This window comes from Rhizobium mongolense subsp. loessense (assembly GCF_900099775.1).
Classification (GTDB): Bacteria; Pseudomonadota; Alphaproteobacteria; order Rhizobiales; family Rhizobiaceae; genus Rhizobium; species Rhizobium loessense.
In genome coordinates, this window is the sequence record NZ_FMTM01000003.1 from 669,087 (window position 1) to 685,995 (window position 16,909).

19 protein-coding genes are annotated in these 16,909 nt (G+C 60.4%); 10 read left to right on the forward strand and 9 right to left on the reverse strand.

Translation table 11 applies throughout. The features are described 5' to 3' along the window. Positions 1-21: 21 nt before the first annotated feature. From BLP23_RS14530 to BLP23_RS14555, 6 genes are all read left to right on the forward strand, one after another. On the forward strand, positions 22-348 hold the full coding sequence (locus BLP23_RS14530) for an MmcQ/YjbR family DNA-binding protein (protein ID WP_092585492.1): 327 nt from the start codon (positions 22-24) through the stop codon (positions 346-348). A gap of 150 nt (positions 349-498) precedes the next feature. Further along, complete coding sequence (locus BLP23_RS14535; RefSeq protein WP_092585493.1) at positions 499-2,007, forward strand: helicase HerA domain-containing protein; 1,509 nt, start codon at positions 499-501, stop codon at positions 2,005-2,007. A 386-nt stretch (positions 2,008-2,393) separates the two neighbouring features. After that, entirely contained in the window at positions 2,394-3,011 is a 618-nt protein-coding gene (rpsD, locus tag BLP23_RS14540; RefSeq protein ID WP_092585494.1) for a 30S ribosomal protein S4, read from the forward strand. 71 nt (positions 3,012-3,082) lie between these two features. After that, a complete protein-coding gene (locus tag BLP23_RS14545) occupies positions 3,083-4,012 on the forward strand; it encodes a glutaminase (RefSeq protein ID WP_092585495.1) in 930 nt (309 codons plus the stop codon). 56 nt (positions 4,013-4,068) lie between these two features. After that, a complete protein-coding gene (gene ttcA / locus BLP23_RS14550) occupies positions 4,069-4,953 on the forward strand; it encodes a tRNA 2-thiocytidine(32) synthetase TtcA (protein ID WP_092585496.1) in 885 nt (294 codons plus the stop codon). Positions 4,954-4,984: 31 nt separating this feature from the next. Beyond that, positions 4,985-5,809, forward strand: a complete 825-nt coding sequence (locus tag BLP23_RS14555; protein ID WP_092585497.1) for an inositol monophosphatase family protein — start codon at positions 4,985-4,987, stop codon at positions 5,807-5,809. A gap of 121 nt (positions 5,810-5,930) precedes the next feature. Here BLP23_RS14555 and BLP23_RS34950 read toward each other — a convergent pair whose 3' ends face one another. After that, positions 5,931-6,059, reverse strand: coding sequence for a hypothetical protein (locus BLP23_RS34950; RefSeq protein ID WP_257788081.1), 129 nt, complete (start codon positions 6,057-6,059; stop codon positions 5,931-5,933). Positions 6,060-6,265: 206 nt separating this feature from the next. On the opposite strand from BLP23_RS34950, the gene BLP23_RS14560 reads away from it, so the two are divergent. Beyond that, positions 6,266-6,514 carry a DUF982 domain-containing protein gene (locus tag BLP23_RS14560; RefSeq protein ID WP_167363890.1) on the forward strand — a complete coding sequence of 83 codons (249 nt, stop codon included), beginning with the start codon at positions 6,266-6,268 and terminating at the stop codon, positions 6,512-6,514. A 9-nt stretch (positions 6,515-6,523) separates the two neighbouring features. Beyond that, positions 6,524-7,282, forward strand: coding sequence for an aminoglycoside phosphotransferase family protein (locus BLP23_RS14565; RefSeq protein WP_092585499.1), 759 nt, complete (start codon positions 6,524-6,526; stop codon positions 7,280-7,282). 75 nt (positions 7,283-7,357) lie between these two features. Here the strand turns inward: BLP23_RS14565 and BLP23_RS14570 are convergent, their stop codons facing one another. The 4 genes from BLP23_RS14570 to BLP23_RS14585 form a co-directional block, all read right to left on the reverse strand. Next, complete coding sequence (locus tag BLP23_RS14570; RefSeq protein WP_092585500.1) at positions 7,358-8,638, reverse strand: multidrug effflux MFS transporter; 1,281 nt, start codon at positions 8,636-8,638, stop codon at positions 7,358-7,360. A gap of 40 nt (positions 8,639-8,678) precedes the next feature. Further along, the gene (locus tag BLP23_RS14575) at positions 8,679-9,884 is read right to left on the reverse strand and encodes a multidrug effflux MFS transporter (protein WP_092585501.1); all 1,206 of its coding nucleotides are present in this window, start codon (positions 9,882-9,884) and stop codon (positions 8,679-8,681) included. 140 nt (positions 9,885-10,024) lie between these two features. Then, on the reverse strand, positions 10,025-10,357 hold the full coding sequence (gene grxD / locus BLP23_RS14580) for a Grx4 family monothiol glutaredoxin (RefSeq protein ID WP_022715234.1): 333 nt from the start codon (positions 10,355-10,357) through the stop codon (positions 10,025-10,027). A 146-nt stretch (positions 10,358-10,503) separates the two neighbouring features. Further along, positions 10,504-10,731: a hypothetical protein gene (locus tag BLP23_RS14585; protein WP_022715235.1), complete on the reverse strand. Its 228-nt coding sequence runs from the start codon at positions 10,729-10,731 to the stop codon at positions 10,504-10,506. A gap of 155 nt (positions 10,732-10,886) precedes the next feature. Between BLP23_RS14585 and BLP23_RS14590 the strand changes: the two genes are divergently transcribed. Beyond that, positions 10,887-12,038, forward strand: a complete 1,152-nt coding sequence (locus BLP23_RS14590) for a hypothetical protein (protein WP_092585597.1) — start codon at positions 10,887-10,889, stop codon at positions 12,036-12,038. A 25-nt stretch (positions 12,039-12,063) separates the two neighbouring features. Here BLP23_RS14590 and BLP23_RS14595 read toward each other — a convergent pair whose 3' ends face one another. The 3 genes from BLP23_RS14595 to BLP23_RS14605 all read right to left on the reverse strand — a co-directional run bounded on the left by BLP23_RS14595 (position 12,064) and on the right by BLP23_RS14605 (position 15,262). Then, positions 12,064-12,297 (reverse strand): BolA/IbaG family iron-sulfur metabolism protein, encoded by a 234-nt coding sequence (locus BLP23_RS14595; RefSeq protein ID WP_039845020.1) that lies wholly within the window; start codon positions 12,295-12,297, stop codon positions 12,064-12,066. A 19-nt stretch (positions 12,298-12,316) separates the two neighbouring features. Then, positions 12,317-14,551, reverse strand: a complete 2,235-nt coding sequence (purL, locus tag BLP23_RS14600) for a phosphoribosylformylglycinamidine synthase subunit PurL (protein WP_092585502.1) — start codon at positions 14,549-14,551, stop codon at positions 12,317-12,319. 129 nt (positions 14,552-14,680) lie between these two features. Next, positions 14,681-15,262, reverse strand: coding sequence for an acyloxyacyl hydrolase (locus BLP23_RS14605; protein WP_092585503.1), 582 nt, complete (start codon positions 15,260-15,262; stop codon positions 14,681-14,683). Positions 15,263-15,312: 50 nt separating this feature from the next. Between BLP23_RS14605 and BLP23_RS34955 the strand changes: the two genes are divergently transcribed. Beyond that, the gene (locus BLP23_RS34955) at positions 15,313-15,447 is read left to right on the forward strand and encodes a hypothetical protein (RefSeq protein ID WP_267890082.1); all 135 of its coding nucleotides are present in this window, start codon (positions 15,313-15,315) and stop codon (positions 15,445-15,447) included. 41 nt (positions 15,448-15,488) lie between these two features. Here BLP23_RS34955 and BLP23_RS14610 read toward each other — a convergent pair whose 3' ends face one another. Beyond that, positions 15,489-16,907 (reverse strand): aminotransferase-like domain-containing protein, encoded by a 1,419-nt coding sequence (locus BLP23_RS14610; protein WP_092585504.1) that lies wholly within the window; start codon positions 16,905-16,907, stop codon positions 15,489-15,491. Positions 16,908-16,909: the final 2 nt, after the last annotated feature.

The following is a 16,909-nucleotide window of genomic DNA, read 5'->3' on the forward strand; positions in this document are numbered from 1 at the left end:
AACGTCGAAGGTGGGCGTGCAATGGCAACGGGCGATGACTTGCGGCGCATCGCGCTATCACTTGAGGGTACGGTTGTGGCCCCGCATTTCGACCGAATGGCATTCAAGGTCGCGCGGATCTACGTCACACTCGCCGCCGACGGCCGCATGGCAAACTTCAATTTCACGCCCGACGAACAGCAATTCAAATGCATGATGTTGCCCGATGCCTTCTCGCCGGTACCGAATGCCTGGGGCAGGCGGGGCTGGACGGCCACCGATCTGTCGCGGCTAGGCGAGGAGGATCTCGAGAATGCATTGCGCATGGCGTGGATGCATGCGCAGCCTGGAAAGCCGGCCCGGCGATGAACGCCAGACCGCGTAGGCGGAATATTCGCATTCGCTGTGGGTTGTGCAAACGCGTGGGCGAAATGCCTTGAAATCTTTGATAGACGGAAGCGCGCCGTTTCAGGACAATGGCGTTCGTATCATTGAGTCTCATCTGAATAGGTCATTGCATTGCAGGTTGGTATCGATATGGGAATGGCGTCAGGGAACACCCCGGCGACGCTCGATATCGAGGAGCTTCTGGCGACCCGTCTTCTCGTCCAGGGCAATTCCGGCTCCGGCAAGTCGCATCTGCTGCGACGGCTGCTTGAACAGTCCGCGCAGTGGGTCCAGCAGGTCATCATCGATCCGGAAGGCGACTTCGTCACGCTCAGGGACCGATTCGGCCATGTCGTCGTCGATGGCGAACGGACCGAGGCTGAGCTTGCAGGCATCGCCAACCGTATCCGCCAGCATCGCGTATCCTGCGTCCTGACGCTGGAAGGTCTCGACATCGAGCAGCAGATGCGGGCTGCGGCCGCCTTTCTTAACGGTATGTTCGATGCCGATCGCGAATACTGGTACCCGGTGCTCGTCGTCGTCGACGAGGCACAGATGTTTGCCCCGTCGGTCGGTGGCGATGTTTCCGAAGACGCCCGCAAGATGTCGCTAGGCGCCATGACGAACCTGATGTGCCGCGGCCGCAAACGCGGACTGGCGGGCGTGATCGCCACGCAGCGCCTCGCGAAACTTGCGAAGAACGTTGCCGCGGAAGCCTCGAACTTCCTGATGGGCCGCACCTTCCTCGACATCGACATGGCGCGTGCCGCCGACCTTCTGGGCATGGACCGTCGCCAGGCTGAAATGTTCCGCGATCTGAAGCGTGGTAACTTCGTGGCCCTCGGTCCGGCATTGTCGCGCCGTCCGCTGCCGATCCAGATCGGTGCCGTAGAAACCTCAGCGCGCTCGTCGAGCCCGAAGCTCATGCCGCTGCCGAATGCGCCGCGGGATGTCGAGGATCTGATCTTCACGCCTGACCCTGAGGAATTCCAGCGGCCAATCATGCGCCGAACGGCTCCGGCACCACGGCCGACGACGGACATTCTGGCAGAACTTTCGCGCTCGGCGCCCGCTGCGACGGCGACGCCGGCCGAGCCGCGTGCAAACCATCCGGATCTCTCCACGGAGGAACGCGAGGAACGGCTTTCGGCTGTGCTTTTGGAAATCCTCGACGATCCGGCTTCGAGTTTCCGGACGGATTCGGTACTCTATCAGGAATTCCTGGTGCGGCTGCGCATGCGCCGCCTGCCCGGACCGCCGATGTCGCTGCCGGAGTTCCGCCGGCACGTGGCAATCTCGCGGTCGGGCGTCGATGCCGCGACGGCCGGCACGGAAGCCTGGGCGACGGCGCTGTCGCTTTCCACCGGCGTGACCGACGATCTGCAGGGCGTGTTCCTGATGTTGGCCAAGGCCGCGGTCTGCGGCGAGCCTTGCCCCTCCGACGCCCGGATAGCGCGCGCCTACGGCACGCATTCGGCTCGCCGGGCAAGGCGTCTCCTCGGCTATTTCGAGGAGCAGGGTACGATCGTCGTGCACACCGATTTCGCGGGCAAACGCATCGTGGCTTTCCCAGATATGAACTGCCAGACTGCGCCAGGCGATGCGAATGCGCCTGATGATGCGCGACAAGCGGCGGAATGATGGACAGCTAGGCTTCAATCCGATGGAGAGCTTCGCCACCGCCGATGACGGCATCGGTCTGATGCCTCGGTCGAACGTTGCCAGAATGTGCCAACCAACCTGAGAATTTTGTGATGTTCGCACTTGCGATCAACGAGCAGCTGAATACATCCATAAACGCGATATTCCTCCACGCGCTCCGCTGTTGACATTTCCATGACGAGCCCCTAAAGAGCGCGTGAGCACCGGGCAGCAATGTCCGGTGTTTCATTTGACATGTCCCGTGGATTTGTCCTGTTCGCGTAATGGGATAGTCCTGTCGGGCTTTCGGAAGAAAGCCAAAGGAGGGCGTGTTTCCTTCGCGCGGTTTGATAACAAACCGTCCTAACATACTGAAAGGAAATACGATGAGCAAGCGCGAATCGTCCAAGTACAAGATTGACCGCCGTATGGGCGAAAACATCTGGGGCCGTCCTAAATCCCCGGTGAACCGCCGCGAATACGGCCCGGGCCAGCATGGTCAGCGCCGCAAGGGCAAGCTTTCCGACTTCGGTGTGCAGCTGCGCGCCAAGCAGAAGCTGAAGGGTTACTATGGTGACCTGCGCGAGAAGCAGTTCCGTGCGATCTTCGACGAAGCTAACCGCCGCAAGGGTGACACCTCGGAAAACCTGATCGGTCTTCTGGAGTCCCGTCTCGACGCGATCGTCTATCGCGCCAAGTTCGTTCCGACCGTTTTCGCTGCCCGCCAGTTCGTGAACCACGGCCACGTGACCGTGAACGGCGTCCGCGTCAACATCGGTTCCTACCGTTGCAAGGCCGGCGACGTCATCGAAGTTCGCCAGAAGTCGAAGCAGCTCGTAATCGTTCTGGAATCCATCGGTCTCGCTGAGCGTGACGTTCCGGAATACATCGAAGTTGATCACAACAAGATGGTTGCGACCTTCGCACGCGTTCCTTCGCTCTCCGACGTTCCGTATCCGGTCGTCATGGAGCCGCATCTGGTGGTCGAATTCTATTCGCGTTAATCAACGCGAGGCGTTTTCGCATACGGAAAAGCCGCCTCCTGGGCGGCTTTTTTGTTCACTGGAGAGAAGCCATGGTGGATTTGCAGGCCGTCCTCGACAGCATCTACAAGGAGCTGACGCCGCGCATCGGCGAGGGCAAGGTCGCGGACTATATCCCTGAGCTTGCAAAGATCGATCCGAACCAGTTCGGCATGGCGGTCGTGACGGTCGACGGCAAGATCTATCGCGCCGGCGATGCCGATGTGCCGTTTTCCATTCAGAGCATTTCAAAGGTCTTCATGTTGACCTTAGCGCTCGGCAAGGTCGGCGAGGGACTCTGGAAGCGCGTCGGGCGCGAGCCCTCCGGGTCAGCCTTCAATTCCATCGTCCAGCTCGAGCATGAGCACGGAATCCCGCGCAATCCCTTCATCAATGCCGGGGCAATCGCCGTCACCGACGTGGTGATGGCCGGTCATGCGCCGCGCGAGGCTATCGGCGAACTGCTGCGCTTCGTTCGCTATCTGGCGGACGACGAGTCAGTGACGATCGATGAGAAGGTGGCTCGCTCCGAGACACTGACCGGATACCGGAATTTCGCGCTCGCCAATTTCATGCGCGCCTATAAGAACATCGATCATCCGGTCGAACATGTGCTTGGCGTCTATTTCCATCAATGCGCGCTGTCTATGAGCTGCGAGCAACTGGCAAGGGCGGGGCTGTTTCTTGCAGCCCGTGGCAGCAATCCCATGACCGGCCATTCGGTCGTGTCGCCGAAGCGCGCGCGGCGCATCAATGCACTGATGCTCACCTGTGGCCATTACGACGGTTCGGGTGATTTCGCCTATCATGTCGGTCTTCCCGGCAAGAGCGGCGTGGGCGGCGGTATCTTCGCCGTTGCCCCGGGAGTCGCCTCGATCGCCGCCTGGTCGCCGGGTTTGAACAAGGTGGGCAATTCGCAGCTTGGGGCCGTGGCGCTGGAGATGCTTGCAACGCGCACAGGCTGGTCGGTTTTCGGCGATTGATGCTTCGTTCACGCACGGCTTTCTGCTAAGGCAGAGTTATTGGATTTGGTAGAAAGATGAATATCGCAGCCAACATTGATGAGGCATTCGGGGAGGCTGCAGAAGGGGGCGTGATCGGCCATGCGCTCTTTGCCGATGCCCCGCGTTCCGTCTCGTTCAACAAGCTGCGCAAGCGCCTGCTCCGGCAGGTTCGCCAAGCCTTCGACGATTTCGGCATGCTGAGGGGCCAGAAGCGCTGGCTGGTCGGCATTTCCGGCGGCAAAGATTCCTATGGTTTGCTGGCGCTGCTGCTCGACTTGCAATGGCGTGGATTGCTGCCTGTCGAGCTGATCGCCTGCAATCTCGACCAGGGCCAGCCGAACTTTCCGAAACAAATCCTGCCGGACTATCTGACGAAGATCGGCGTGAAGTACCGCATCGAATATCGAGATACCTATTCGATCGTAAAGGAAAAGGTGCCGGAGGGGGCGACCTACTGCTCGCTCTGTTCCCGTCTTCGCCGCGGCAACCTTTACCGCATCGCGCGGGAGGAGCGCTGTGATGCTCTGGTGCTCGGCCATCACCGCGAGGATATCCTCGAGACCTTCTTCATGAACCTTTTCCACGGCGGGCGTCTCGCCTCTATGCCGGCGAAGCTGCTTAACGACGAAGGCGACCTTATGGTGCTCAGGCCGCTTGCATATTGCGCAGAGGACGACATGGCGAAGTTTGCAGCGGCCATGCGGTTTCCCATCATCCCCTGCGATCTATGCGGCTCGCAAGACGGCCTTCAGCGCAATGCGATGAAGGATATGCTTGCGGATATCGAGCAGCGCATGCCGGGGCGCAAGGACACGATGCTGCGGGCGCTCGCGCATGTGAACCCCTCACACCTGCTCGATCCGCAGCTTTTCGATTTTTCCAGCCTGATGGTCACAGAGCCGTCACCGAAGAGCGCATAACTGGGTTAACGCTCAAAAGTAAGGAAATGCCATGACTTCGACAATTGATGTGACGACGCTCTGCGATCTCCTCAGGCGGGCGGCGAAGGCCGAGATATTGCCGCGCTTCCGGCGGCTCGGCAGCGGCGACGTGCGGGTCAAGACCGAGGCGACTGACCTGGTGACGGAGGCCGACGAGCAGGCTGAGCGGATGATGAAGGTGGAGGCGGCAAAACGCTGGCCGGACGCAGTCTTCGTCGGCGAGGAGTCGGTTGCTGCCGACCCTGCGCTGCTCGGCAAGCTGCAGGGAGCAGATCTTGCGATCGTCGTCGATCCGGTCGACGGCACCTTCAATTTCGCTTCCGGCATTCCCGCCTTCGGCGTCATGGCTTCGGTCGTGTCGAAGGGTGAAACCGTTGCCGGCGTCATCTACGACCCGATGGGCGACGATTGGGTGATGGCGGAAAAGGGGGGCGGCGCCTGGCTGCGACGGCCGGAAGGCGAGGCCGAGCGGCTTTCGGTGGCAGCGCCGGTGGCATTGGAACAGATGGTCGGAATGGCTTCGACCGGCTACCTGCCGAAGGAGAAGCGTCCGGAAATTCTCGCAAATCTCGCAAAGGTACGATTCCTCGTGAACTACCGCTGCGCCGCGCATGAATACCGGACATTCGCGGCAGGACACGTGCATTACCTGATGTATAATAAGCTTATGCCCTGGGATCATCTGGCGGGAACGCTGATCTGCCAGGAGGCGGGCGCCCATGCCGCCCGTTTCGACGGATCGGCCTACCTGCCGCACCACGTCGACGGCGGCTTGCTGATCGCTCCGGACAGGGCGTCGTGGGAGTTGCTACGGCGGGAGGTTTTCACGGTCTGAGGACTGAGGGCGTAAGCCTCGATCCATGCCCGACATATAGGGAGAAATGCATATTTCCTCCCAAGCTGTTTTGATCAGATCCGCCCCGCTTCTAAGCGGGGTTTTTCGTGTCAGGCCGGGCTTAGTTCGTCGAACTTGTCGTCACCTGATCGACCGGGATGCCCGGCGAGTTTTGCGGGAGGGATGCGATTGCGAACATCGCAAAGGCATAAGCGGCAAATACAGAAGCCGCGACGGTGGTCTTGATCATCTCTTGCTCCATCGTTGCCAGGGCAGATTAGCCCGAAAGGGCGATGGCCACAAGAAATATGAACGCCAGATGAACAAAACGTCATGGAAAGCCTATTGATCGTCGCAAGCGGCGTGCCGTCAGGTTGCTCGGTACCCGAGCGAATGCGCTGGAACGAGTCGCCCGGTGATTCGTTGAGTCGAATGTTTTGCGTGAGGTATTGCGTCATGGAGAAAGAGGACATCCGGAAATTCCCGCCCGTCAGGATCAAACTCGGCGGACGCTATCGCGTCGTCAGGACGGTTCACGATGCCTACAAGCTGATGGTCACCGAGTGGCCGATCCATGATGGCCCGGCGCTCTACCGCGCCGAGATTACATGTCTGGATGCCTTCAACGATGCGACGCCGGCCGCTGAGGTGCGGAAGAAGTTTCTGGTCGCGGCAAGCGAGGCGCACCTGGAATATGTTGTCTGATTCGGCGTGATGAGCTCCACTGATATTGGCAATCTGCTCGGTACCGGTAAAGAGGCGGAGGTCTATGAGCACGGGGCGCTGGTCCTTAAGCTCTACAGGGTCACCGCGTCCAAAAGTGCTGCGTTGAGAGAAGCCGCGGTTTTGGCGCTCATCGAGCCATTTGGCCTGCCAGCGCCAAAGGTTTCAGACGTCAGACAGTACGGGGACCGCTGGGGACTGGTGATGACCCGGGCCTGCGGTCAGCCATTTGCCAACGCGATGATCTCACAACCCGCGCTGATTCCAAAATACCTGGATGAAATGGTGCGGCTGCACAGGGAAATCCACCGCCAATCCGCACACGCCCTTCCCGGGCTTAAGGCGAGACTGGCCTCGAATATTTGGCATGCGCCATCATTAAATAGAGCACATCGTGAAAGGCTTCTGGCGGGGCTTGATACCCTGCCGGAGGGGAACGTTCTCTGTCACGGAGATTTTCATCCCTGGAACATCCTCGGCTCTCCTGGTCAGGCGATGGTCGTGGATTGGTTGGACGCATGCGCCGGCAGCCCGGCCGCCGATGTCTGTCGCACCTATGTCCTAATACGTCATGAAGCGCCCGAAATAGCTGCTTGGTATGTCGAAACCTATGCAAGAGCCGGCGGCCTTGCCCTTGGCGATATTTTCGCCTGGTTGCCCTTTGTTGCCGCGGCCCGGCTGGCAGAGGGAGTTTCGAAGGAAGAAGACGAACTGATCCGCATGGCTGGCGCGAACTGGTCAGATATCTGATCGCGCGCCAATCGCAAATTCTCCAAATCGAAGTTCCCGCTGCCGGCGCAAGGCGAAGGCTGACATGGCACACCATCACAAATGCGCAGCACCCGGTTCGAGTTGCGGGCTGTCGCCCGGGTGGGTGAAGAGTTTGCCCTTTTCGGCAAAGAGCGTGGCGACGATGGTGATCGCGCCGAAAACCGCAAAGCCTGCGAAGAGCGGCTGGACGGTGCCGTTGAAGAGCTGGCCGACGCCTCCTCCCAGCAGCGCGCCGACGGAGGTCGAGACGAAGCCGGTGATGGCGGTCGCCGTCCCTGCAAGATTGCCCATCGGTTCCAGGCTGATTGCCGTGAAGTTCGTGGCGATGACCGCAAACATCATCAGCAGAATGGAGAACAAGGCGTAGTCCAGCGCGAAATTGACGTTGGCATCGAGCGCCATGACGTAACCGAATGCCGAAATCACCGTAAAGAGGATCATTGCTGTGTGCGAGATGCGGCGCATGCCGAAGGTGCGCACGAAGAAGCCGTTGGCGAAGTTGGCAACGGCAATGCCGCCTGCCGTTGCAGCAAAGGCTATCGGCAGCCAATCGCCGAGGCCGTAGACTTCACCGAATACCTGCTGGACGGAGATCACATAGGCGCTGATTACGCCCGTGAACATCGTGAGCCCGATCATATAGCCGCAGGTGATGCGGTTGGTGAGAACCGTCCTGAAGCCTTCGACGATCGAACCAACGGAGAGCGGGATGCGCTCATCGACCGGCAGCGACTCCTTCAAGCGTAGCAGTGCCCAGAGGAATAGGACTGCGCCGACGATGCCGAGCAGGATGAAGATCCAGTGCCAGTCGGCGTAGCTGATGATCAGCTGGCCGACGGAAGGCGCGACGATCGGCACGATCATGAAGACGATCATCACGTAGGACATGACGCGGGCCATTTCGCGGCCGCCGAAGCAGTCGCGGACAACCGCCATCGTGGTGATGCGTACCGCGGCACCGCCAATACCCTGGATGAAGCGCATGACGAGCAGCATCTCGAAGCTGCCGGTCAGTGCCGCGCCGAACATCGCCAGCACGTAGACGGCGAGGCCGCCGAGCAGGATGCGGCGGCGGCCGAAGGTGTCAGAAAGGCTGCCGAAGATGATCTGCGAGACACCAAAGCCGAAGAAGAAGACACCGATGATGAGTTGGGCATCGTTAGTGCTCGTCACGCTCAACGAGCGGCCGATGGCGGGAAGCGCCGGCAGCATGCTGTCGATTGCCATGGCGATGCTGGCGGTCATGATCGCGATGGTTATGACAAATTCCGTGAAGCCCATGCCGATTCGGCTGGAGCCCTGATTTTCAGTGTGCGGTTTATGCTGCGGGATCATTCTTCAAATCCAGTCAATGTAAAATGGTTAGACGGCCCGCTCACAGACGCGGATTGTGAGGCTGAAACAGACGGCCCTTCTCGGCGATCAGGACGAAGACGAGTCCGATGATCGACACGGCGAAATAGCCGGAGACCATCGGCAGCGCCGTCCCATCGAAGGCCTGGCCGATAGCCGCGCCGATGATTGCGCCGCCGATCGTACTCATGAAGCCAAGGACGGAGGAGGCGGTGCCTGCCACGTGGCCGAGCGGCTCCATGGCGAGCGAGTTGAAGTTCGAGCCGATCCAGCCGAACTGAAACATCGCAATGCCGAAGAAGCCGATGAATAGGAAGAAAGGCATCGGCTGCGGGCCAACGACCTGCACGATCATCCAGAGCGTGTTGACGGCGACGAAACCGAGCAGCGATCCATGTGACAGCCGCCGCATTCCGAACTTGCCGACGAAGCGCGAGTTGAGAAACGACGCAATGGACATGAAGACCGCGACAGCGGCGAAGGCGAAAGGGAAATAGACGCCGAGATCGTAGATGCCGACATAGATCTGCTGCGCGGAGTTGATGAATCCGAACAGCGAGCCGAAGATGAAGGTGGTTGCAAGCGTATAGCAAAGTGCGATGCGGTTCGTCAGAACGAGCTGGAAGCCGCTGAGGATCGAGCGTGCGGTGAAGGGGCGCATGTTGCGTGGATCGAGCGTCTCCGGCAGGCGATAGAAGGTCCATGCGGCGATTGCCGCCCCCATTGCGGCGATGAAGACGAAGATCATGTGCCAACTCGCAAAGAGCATGATGATCTGGCCGCTCCCGGGCGCGACGACGGGTACGATCATGAACACCATCATGATCAGCGACATGACTTCGGCCATCTGCCGGCCGCCGTAGATGTCGCGGACGATCGAAATTGTGATGACGCGCGTTGCGGCAGAGCCGATGCCCTGGATGAAACGCAGAACGAGTAAGCCGGCAAACGAGGGTATGAAAGCAATCCCAATCGCCGAAGTGATGTAAATCGCCAGACCGACGAGAAGCGGCAGGCGACGGCCGAAGCGGTCGGAAATCGGGCCATAGAAGAGCTGAGCGCCGCCGAAGCCGAGAAGATAGGACGAGACGACGAATTGCCGGTGGTTTTCGCTTTCGACGCCCAGATTGGCGCCGATCTGCTGCAGAGCCGGCAGCATGATATCGATTGCCAGCGAATTGGTTGCCATCAAAAAGGCGGCGAGGGCGATAAATTCACGCTTGCCCATGGGCGTCTGGCCCGCGGACACGGCTTGAGATGAATCTGTCACAATGAAAATCCCATAAACAGGTCAAGGCGCTGTTGAGCACAGCGCCTTGAACTCGAATTAGAACAGATTTGGAAACCGGACGGACGCCCGGTGACCTGTCAGGCGGCGCGGACCGTCACACCGTTTTCCTGGAAGTGCTGCTGCAACTCGCCGGCCTGGAACATTTCCCGCACGATGTCACAGCCGCCGATAAACTCGCCCTTCACGTAAAGTTGCGGGATTGTCGGCCAATTCGAATAGTCCTTGATGCCCTGGCGGATTTCCGAATCGGCGAGCACGTCAATGCCCTTGTAGTCGACACCGAGGTAATCGAGGATCTGGACGACCTGGCCGGAGAAACCGCACTGCGGAAACTGCGGCGTGCCCTTCATGAAAAGGACGACGTCGTTCGTCTTGATTTCGTTGTCGATGAATTCGTTGATACCGCTCATGGGACCTAATCCTTTCAACAGGCAGGTTAAAGGCCTGCCGTTTCAATCGTGAGCCTTAGATAGCATGTGATGGCTCAAATTCCAGCCGCCAAAATCAAAAAAAGATAAGCATGCTTACGGTGGATAATGGCACGATGCCGGAACGCCTAGCGGCTGCGCTGCCTGCTGCGGGCAGTGGCGGTGCGGCGTTTGCTGACCTGCTTGCGGGCGGGCTTATTCGCCGTTGAGGCAGTGCGGGTGAAGCGCCCCGTCGAGGAAGAGCGCGTCTGGCGCTTCTTTCGCTTGGTGGTGGTTCGGACCGCAGTCTTCTTGAGGATTTCCTTGAGCACGGTCTCGACAACGCCGCTCACGAGTTCCTTCACGAAATCAGCCATTCAGCCCTCCAGCACTCGAAACGCTTCGTGGCTATTGAATTCCGGATGCTTTCGGTTAGCAAGCGCTCTTCAACAGCACGAGAGCTTTTTCCGCCACATTTCACATGCATGCGCGTTTTGCGAATTGGCGGGCCGAGATCGCCGGAAAGATATTTATGGAATTGATCAAGAAGAGGGTGGTGCTTCACTTCCCGGGTTTCGAACCGCTGGATGGGAAGGCTCACCGGGCGCGCTACGAGCGAACCGCCAGACAAAGCGGAAAGGTTTGGGGCTTCCAGGCCCAATTAGGCGAAATAGACGATTGCCACGAGTTTGCGAAATTCGACGTACTCGCCGCTTCCGATTTCTGGCAGACCGCAAGCAGGGTTCATGTTTTCGATCATGACGTGCTGGTACAGCATCTTAGCGCCAAACCGGCGGCAAAGCGGATAGTCGCCGGCTTTGCCGCCTGCGGCCGCATCATCGTGGACGGAGGATTGGTCGGCTATTTCCGCCATGCCTGGCGCTTCGGCCTTTTCTTCATCTTTCCGTTCGTGCTGATGCTGCTCGGCCTCATGCTGATGGCCACGATCGCTTGGGTGCCGATGGGCTTCGGTCTCGGGGTTTGGCATATCGTCTGGAGCCTGCCGGCGGCGGCTGCCTTCTTCGTCTATCTCTTCCTGCCTTTCGCCGAACGCTTCTACACCCTGCATCTCTTCGCGGATTGGGAAATGGCGGTTGCGCTCGGGCGCATGGATCGCCCCGAGGTCGACGCATGGCTCGAGCGCTGTGCGACTGCGGCGCGCGAGGCGCTGCTGGATGATGCTGATGAATATGTGATCTCGTCGCACAGCATGGGCTCGAGCGTTGCCGCGCATGTCGTCGGTCTGCTGCTTGAGAAGGAGCCGGCACTTTTCGACGGCAAGAAGGTCGTCTTTGCTTCGCTTGGTTCGGCTGTGCTGCAATGCGCGCTGCTGTCACCCGCAAAAGCGCTGCGAGCCCGTGTCGGGCTGATCGCATGCTGCCGATCCGTCTTCTGGCTCGACGTGCACTGCCTGACGGACGCCATCCATTTCTACAAGGTGCCGGTTGTGGCCGCAGCGGGCCATCAGGACGCGCCGCAGGCAAGAATGCAGTTCATCCGTGTCAAGCAGATGCTGACGCCGGAACACTACAAGAAGATCAAGCTGGATTTCCTGCGGGTGCACCGACAATACGTGCTGGGGCCGGACTTGCGCGCAGCCTTCGATTTCACGCTGCTGACGGCCGGACCTTTGCCCGCCGCTCGTGTCGCCGACGGCGGACTGCAAAAAATGCCCGGATTGTGACCGGGCATTCCCAATTATCGACGCATCATTCCGGGGCCGATGTCTGCAGCGCCAGTGCGTGCAGGATGCCGCCCATATTTCCTTTGAGGGCCTCATACACCATCTGATGCTGCTGGACGCGGCTCTTGCCCCGGAAGGCTTCGGCCACGACTTCAGCGGCGTAATGATCACCGTCGCCAGCAAGGTCGCGGATCGTCACCTTGGCACCGGGTATCCCGGCCCTGATCATGTCTTCGATATCGCCGGGTTTCATGGCCATGATCGTAACTCCTTGCACATCATTCCGCAGCGACAAGTGCCTCTGCGCTATCCATGAACTCAGGGAACCACGATTCATGGGCGTTGCGCAATTGCTGAATGGGGAGCGACAAAAGATCATCGACAACGAGGTCGCTGCCGGCAAGGGCGCCGAGGCGGCGGAAGGGCACGCCGGCGCCTTCTGCATTGGCGCAGACGAAATCGGCGACGTCGGGTTTGACCGCGATGACGTAGCGTGCCTGGTCTTCCCCGAAGAGGAGGGCGTGCGGCGCGCCCTTACCTTCGGCAAGCGTCACCATCAGGCCCTTGCCCGATGCCATCGCCATTTCCGCGAGCGCCAGAGCGAGGCCGCCGGAAGAGATATCGTGGCAGGCGGTGACCTGGCCGTTGCGGATTGCGGAACGGACGAAATCGCCGTTGCGGCGTTCGGCGAAGAGATCCACTTCCGGCGCGGGACCATCGATGCTGCCGAGGATATCGCGCAGGTAGATCGAGGAGCCTAGATGGCTGCCGTCGGTGCCGATCAGGATCAGCTGATCGCCTTCGGATGCGCCGCCGATGCGCGCCATCGCCTGCCAGTCTGGCAGCAGGCCGACGCCTGCGATCGTCGGGGTTGGCAGGATCGCGATGCCGTTCGTCTCGTTGTAGAGCGAGACGTTGCCGGAAACGATCGGGAAATCCAGGGCACGGCAGGCTTCACCGATGCCTTTTACCGCTTCGACGAACTGGCCCATAATCTCCGGCTTCTCCGGATTGCCGAAATTGAGGTTGTCGGTCGCAGCCAGCGGCTCGGCTCCCGTCGCGGTGATATTGCGCCAGCATTCGGCAACCGCCTGCTTCCCGCCTTCGAACGGATCGGCCTCGACATAACGTGGCGTGACATCGGACGAGAAGGCGAGCGCCTTGGTCGGATGGCCTTCGACGCGGACAACGCCGGCGTCGCCGCCTGGAAGCTGCAGCGAATTGCCCTGGATCAACGTATCGTATTGTTCGTAGACCCAGCGGCGGCTGGACTGGTTCGGCGAGCCGACGAGCTGCAGCAGCGCCTTACCATAATCGTCCGGTGCTGCTACGAGCTCGGCGGGGAGAGGAGCGCGCTTGCCGGATTCCCGCCAGGGGCGGTCGTATTCCGGCGCCTGGTCGCCGAGGTCCTTGATCGGCAGGTTGGCGACTTCCTCACCCTGATGCACGACGCGGAAGCGCAAGTCGTCGGTGGTCTTGCCGACGATCGCGAAATCGAGGCCCCACTTGACGAAGATCGCCTTGGCGACCGCCTCCTTGTCCGGCTCGAGGACCATGAGCATACGCTCCTGGCTCTCTGAGAGCATCATCTCGTAAGCGGTCATCTGCTCTTCGCGGACTGGAACCTTGTCGAGTTCTAGCAGGATGCCGAGATCGCCTTTGGCACCCATTTCGACTGCCGAGCAGGTGAGGCCGGCCGCGCCCATGTCCTGGATGGCGATGACGGCGCCGGTCTGCATCAGTTCAAGGCAGGCTTCCAGCAGACACTTCTCGGTGAAGGGGTCGCCGACCTGGACGGTCGGGCGCTTTTCCTCGATCGACTCGTCGAATTCGGCGGAGGCCATCGTCGCGCCGCCGACGCCGTCGCGGCCGGTCTTGGCGCCCAGATAGACGACCGGCAGGCCGACGCCCTTGGCTTCCGACAGGAAAATGGCGTTCGATTTCGCGAGCCCCGCTGCAAAGGCGTTGACGAGGATGTTGCCATTATAGCGGGCGTCGAACTCGACCTCGCCGCCGACCGTTGGAACGCCGAAGGAATTGCCATATCCGCCGACGCCGGCGACGACGCCAGAGACGAGATGGCGGGTCTTCGGATGATCCGGCTCGCCGAAACGAAGAGCGTTCATCGCTGCGATCGGGCGGGCGCCCATGGTGAAAACGTCGCGCAGGATGCCGCCGACGCCAGTCGCAGCACCCTGATACGGCTCGATATAGGAGGGGTGGTTGTGGCTCTCCATCTTGAAGACCACACAATCGCCGTCGTCGATATCGACAACCCCGGCGTTCTCGCCTGGGCCCTGGATGACACGCGGTCCCTTGGTCGGCAGTGTGCGCAGCCACTTCTTGGAAGATTTGTACGAGCAGTGCTCGTTCCACATGGCCGAAAAGATGCCGAGTTCGGTAAAGGTCGGCTCGCGGCCGATCAGGTCCAGTATCCGCTGATATTCATCCGGCTTCAGGCCGTGGCTGGCGATGAGTTCGGGTGTGATCGGACGGGTATTGGAAATGGTCATGAGCTCTCGGAAGTCCCTGCCGTTGCGCGTTTTGCGGTGTCTTTAACCTATGTAAGGGCGGCACGCGACAGGAAAATGCCTACCGTCAACAAAGAGCGGACGAAGTGCCTTTTAAGGCCAGGCGTTCGCCTAGAATTTATACCCGATCTGGACGCCTGCGCGCGTCATGCCGTGGTTCGGACCGTCACAAAGATCTGCGTGCGAGGAATGGGCAACTTGCGCCGTGACGTTCCAGTGGGTGTCGAAACGGTACCCCAGGCCAATATATTCATGAAATAGCAGTCGGCAGCCAAGTGCCGGTCCGTTGCCGTCGTCATCGAGATCGCCAGTGTGGATAAGGCCGCCAAAACCGGCTTCGGCAAAAAGCGTGTCATTGATGTTTGCGGTCCAGGAAAGGCCGGTGAAGACCTGGCTCGCTTCACCGCCGGTTCCGATCGACGTGCCAAAGTGAATGCGGGGGCGCGACAGCTTTTGCTTCCAATCGGTGGCGGAATCGGCGCCGAAGGGATCGAAGAAACCCGTAACTTCGGGGAAGACGCCGTCCTCGCGCTCGCCGCCGCCCTGCGTCGAGGACGACGCGCCGAAACGCAGTTCATCGAAAATCCGTTCCTCCGCATGAGCGGATGCCGAGACGTCCGAGACGCCGGCGATCAATGACGCCAGCAGAATACTCAAGGAACGCAGCACCAACCCGCGACTAGGGGTCGTCATCCGGTGTCCTCCTTGTTCCGCGCCATGGGCAGAACAGGAGAATTGGTAGCATGAGTCGCAGCCAAGCCGGCACGCTGTCTTATGTTCATGCCGACGTCAACGCGGCGGTCAACATCCTGGTGGTTGGAACACGGCCATCGAAGGCGGTTAAATCCGTCTCCCGGGAACGCCAAAGGGCGGCCTGAGCCGCCCCTGAAGGTCCCCGTCCTTTCCGGCGGGGAAGATGTTAAATTTCCCCCACATAGGCCGAGCCGCCGCCTTCCAGCAGGCTTCTCAAAATGATCAGGCCGTTTTTGAGCGCGTCCTTGCTCTTCGGCGATGAGAAGCCGATGCGCACGCGGTGATAGACCTTGTCGGCCCGGGCTGCCTTGAATTCATCCTCGTCATCGACGAGCACGCCATCGCGAAACGCGGCGTTCTTGAAGGTGCCGGACATCCAGGGATCGGGAAGCTTCAGCCAGAGGAAGGGAACATGGGGATGTGATTCGAAATCGAACCCGTCCAGCAATTCGCGGACGAGCTGCTCGCGTGCGGCAAGTTCGGTGATACTTGCCTTGCGCATGGCATGGGCGATGCCGCTTTCGACGAGGCGTGCGCAGGTCTCCGCGAGAATGAAGGGCAAGCCGCCCGTGATCATCTTGTGGGTGACCTTGATCCGCTGGGCAAAATGCGGCGGGCAGGCGACCCATCCGCCGCGGACGCCGGCAGCGACCGATTTGGAAAGCCCGTTGACGAGGAATGTACGGTCGGGCGCCAGCGACGCCAGCAAAGGGATTTCGTCACCCGTCATACCGCCATAAAGGTCGTCTTCGATTAGCCAGACGCCATGCTTGCGGGCCGTCGCAGCGATCGCGGCGCGGCGCTCATAGGGCATGGTTGCAAGCGTTGGGTTGTGCGCGGTTGGCATCAGAAAGGCGAGCTTGGGATGCTGCTGCTGGCATAGCCGCTCGAAGTCATCAGGAAGGACGCCGTTCTCGTCGGAATCGACCGTGATCGTCCGTCGACCCAGTAGGCGCGCGCTGCGGCTCACTTGCGTGTAGCTCAGGTTCTCAAAGACAATCTTATCGCCGGGCGAGGACACAGCCGAGATGATCGACACCGCGGCCGCATGGGCGCCCAGCGTCGGAACGATATTCTCCGTTTCCGGCGTCCAGCCATTTCGCGCCAGCCACCTCTGCCCGGCGAGGAACCAGTTTCGCGGAAAATTGCGGGAGTAGGAGGATATCTCCGAAATGTTCTGCTCCCCGATTTCGGCGAGGATCTGACCGATAATGCGGCCCTGGCCGAGATCGGGAGCCGCGGTGGTGTCGAAGCGGATTTTGTTTGGCGGCGCGTCGAGAACCCGTGTGCCGCCAAGCGAAATCGTCAGCGGATCGGCCTGTTCGCCCGGCGCCGTCTCGGCGCGATCAAGCACATAGGTTCCACGCCCGACTTCGCCCGCCACCAGTCCACGTTCGTGCACCAAAGCATAGGCCCGGCCGATTGTGCCGATCGTCACGCCGATATCGTAGGCAAGGTTGCGCTGCGGCGGCAGTTTGCTGCCTGCGGGGAGGGCACCGCTAGCGATGGCGGACTCGATGCTGTCCGCCAGACGCATATAGACCGGGCCGGAACCGCGCGAAAGATCAGGGAGCCAATTTGTCATGG

Excerpts from the sequence above, each read along its gene's own strand:
- BLP23_RS34955 (WP_267890082.1), top strand. The coding sequence starts at position 15,313 with ATGAGTCGCAGCCAAGCCGGCACGCTGTCTTATGTTCATGCCGACGTC.
- rpsD (WP_092585494.1), top strand. The coding sequence starts at position 2,394 with ATGAGCAAGCGCGAATCGTCCAAGTACAAGATTGACCGCCGTATGGGC.
- grxD (WP_022715234.1), bottom strand. The coding sequence starts at position 10,357 with ATGAGCGGTATCAACGAATTCATCGACAACGAAATCAAGACGAACGAC.
- BLP23_RS14605 (WP_092585503.1), bottom strand. The coding sequence starts at position 15,262 with ATGACGACCCCTAGTCGCGGGTTGGTGCTGCGTTCCTTGAGTATTCTG.
- BLP23_RS34950 (WP_257788081.1), bottom strand. The coding sequence starts at position 6,059 with ATGATCAAGACCACCGTCGCGGCTTCTGTATTTGCCGCTTATGCCTTT.
- BLP23_RS14575 (WP_092585501.1), bottom strand. The coding sequence starts at position 9,884 with ATGGGCAAGCGTGAATTTATCGCCCTCGCCGCCTTTTTGATGGCAACC.
- BLP23_RS14590 (WP_092585597.1), top strand. The coding sequence starts at position 10,887 with ATGGAATTGATCAAGAAGAGGGTGGTGCTTCACTTCCCGGGTTTCGAA.
- purL (WP_092585502.1), bottom strand. The coding sequence starts at position 14,551 with ATGACCATTTCCAATACCCGTCCGATCACACCCGAACTCATCGCCAGC.
- ttcA (WP_092585496.1), top strand. The coding sequence starts at position 4,069 with ATGAATATCGCAGCCAACATTGATGAGGCATTCGGGGAGGCTGCAGAA.
- BLP23_RS14565 (WP_092585499.1), top strand. The coding sequence starts at position 6,524 with ATGAGCTCCACTGATATTGGCAATCTGCTCGGTACCGGTAAAGAGGCG.
- BLP23_RS14610 (WP_092585504.1), bottom strand. The coding sequence starts at position 16,907 with ATGACAAATTGGCTCCCTGATCTTTCGCGCGGTTCCGGCCCGGTCTAT.
- BLP23_RS14545 (WP_092585495.1), top strand. The coding sequence starts at position 3,083 with ATGGTGGATTTGCAGGCCGTCCTCGACAGCATCTACAAGGAGCTGACG.
- BLP23_RS14585 (WP_022715235.1), bottom strand. The coding sequence starts at position 10,731 with ATGGCTGATTTCGTGAAGGAACTCGTGAGCGGCGTTGTCGAGACCGTG.
- BLP23_RS14555 (WP_092585497.1), top strand. The coding sequence starts at position 4,985 with ATGACTTCGACAATTGATGTGACGACGCTCTGCGATCTCCTCAGGCGG.
- BLP23_RS14560 (WP_167363890.1), top strand. The coding sequence starts at position 6,266 with ATGGAGAAAGAGGACATCCGGAAATTCCCGCCCGTCAGGATCAAACTC.
- BLP23_RS14595 (WP_039845020.1), bottom strand. The coding sequence starts at position 12,297 with ATGGCCATGAAACCCGGCGATATCGAAGACATGATCAGGGCCGGGATA.
- BLP23_RS14570 (WP_092585500.1), bottom strand. The coding sequence starts at position 8,638 with ATGATCCCGCAGCATAAACCGCACACTGAAAATCAGGGCTCCAGCCGA.
- BLP23_RS14530 (WP_092585492.1), top strand. The coding sequence starts at position 22 with ATGGCAACGGGCGATGACTTGCGGCGCATCGCGCTATCACTTGAGGGT.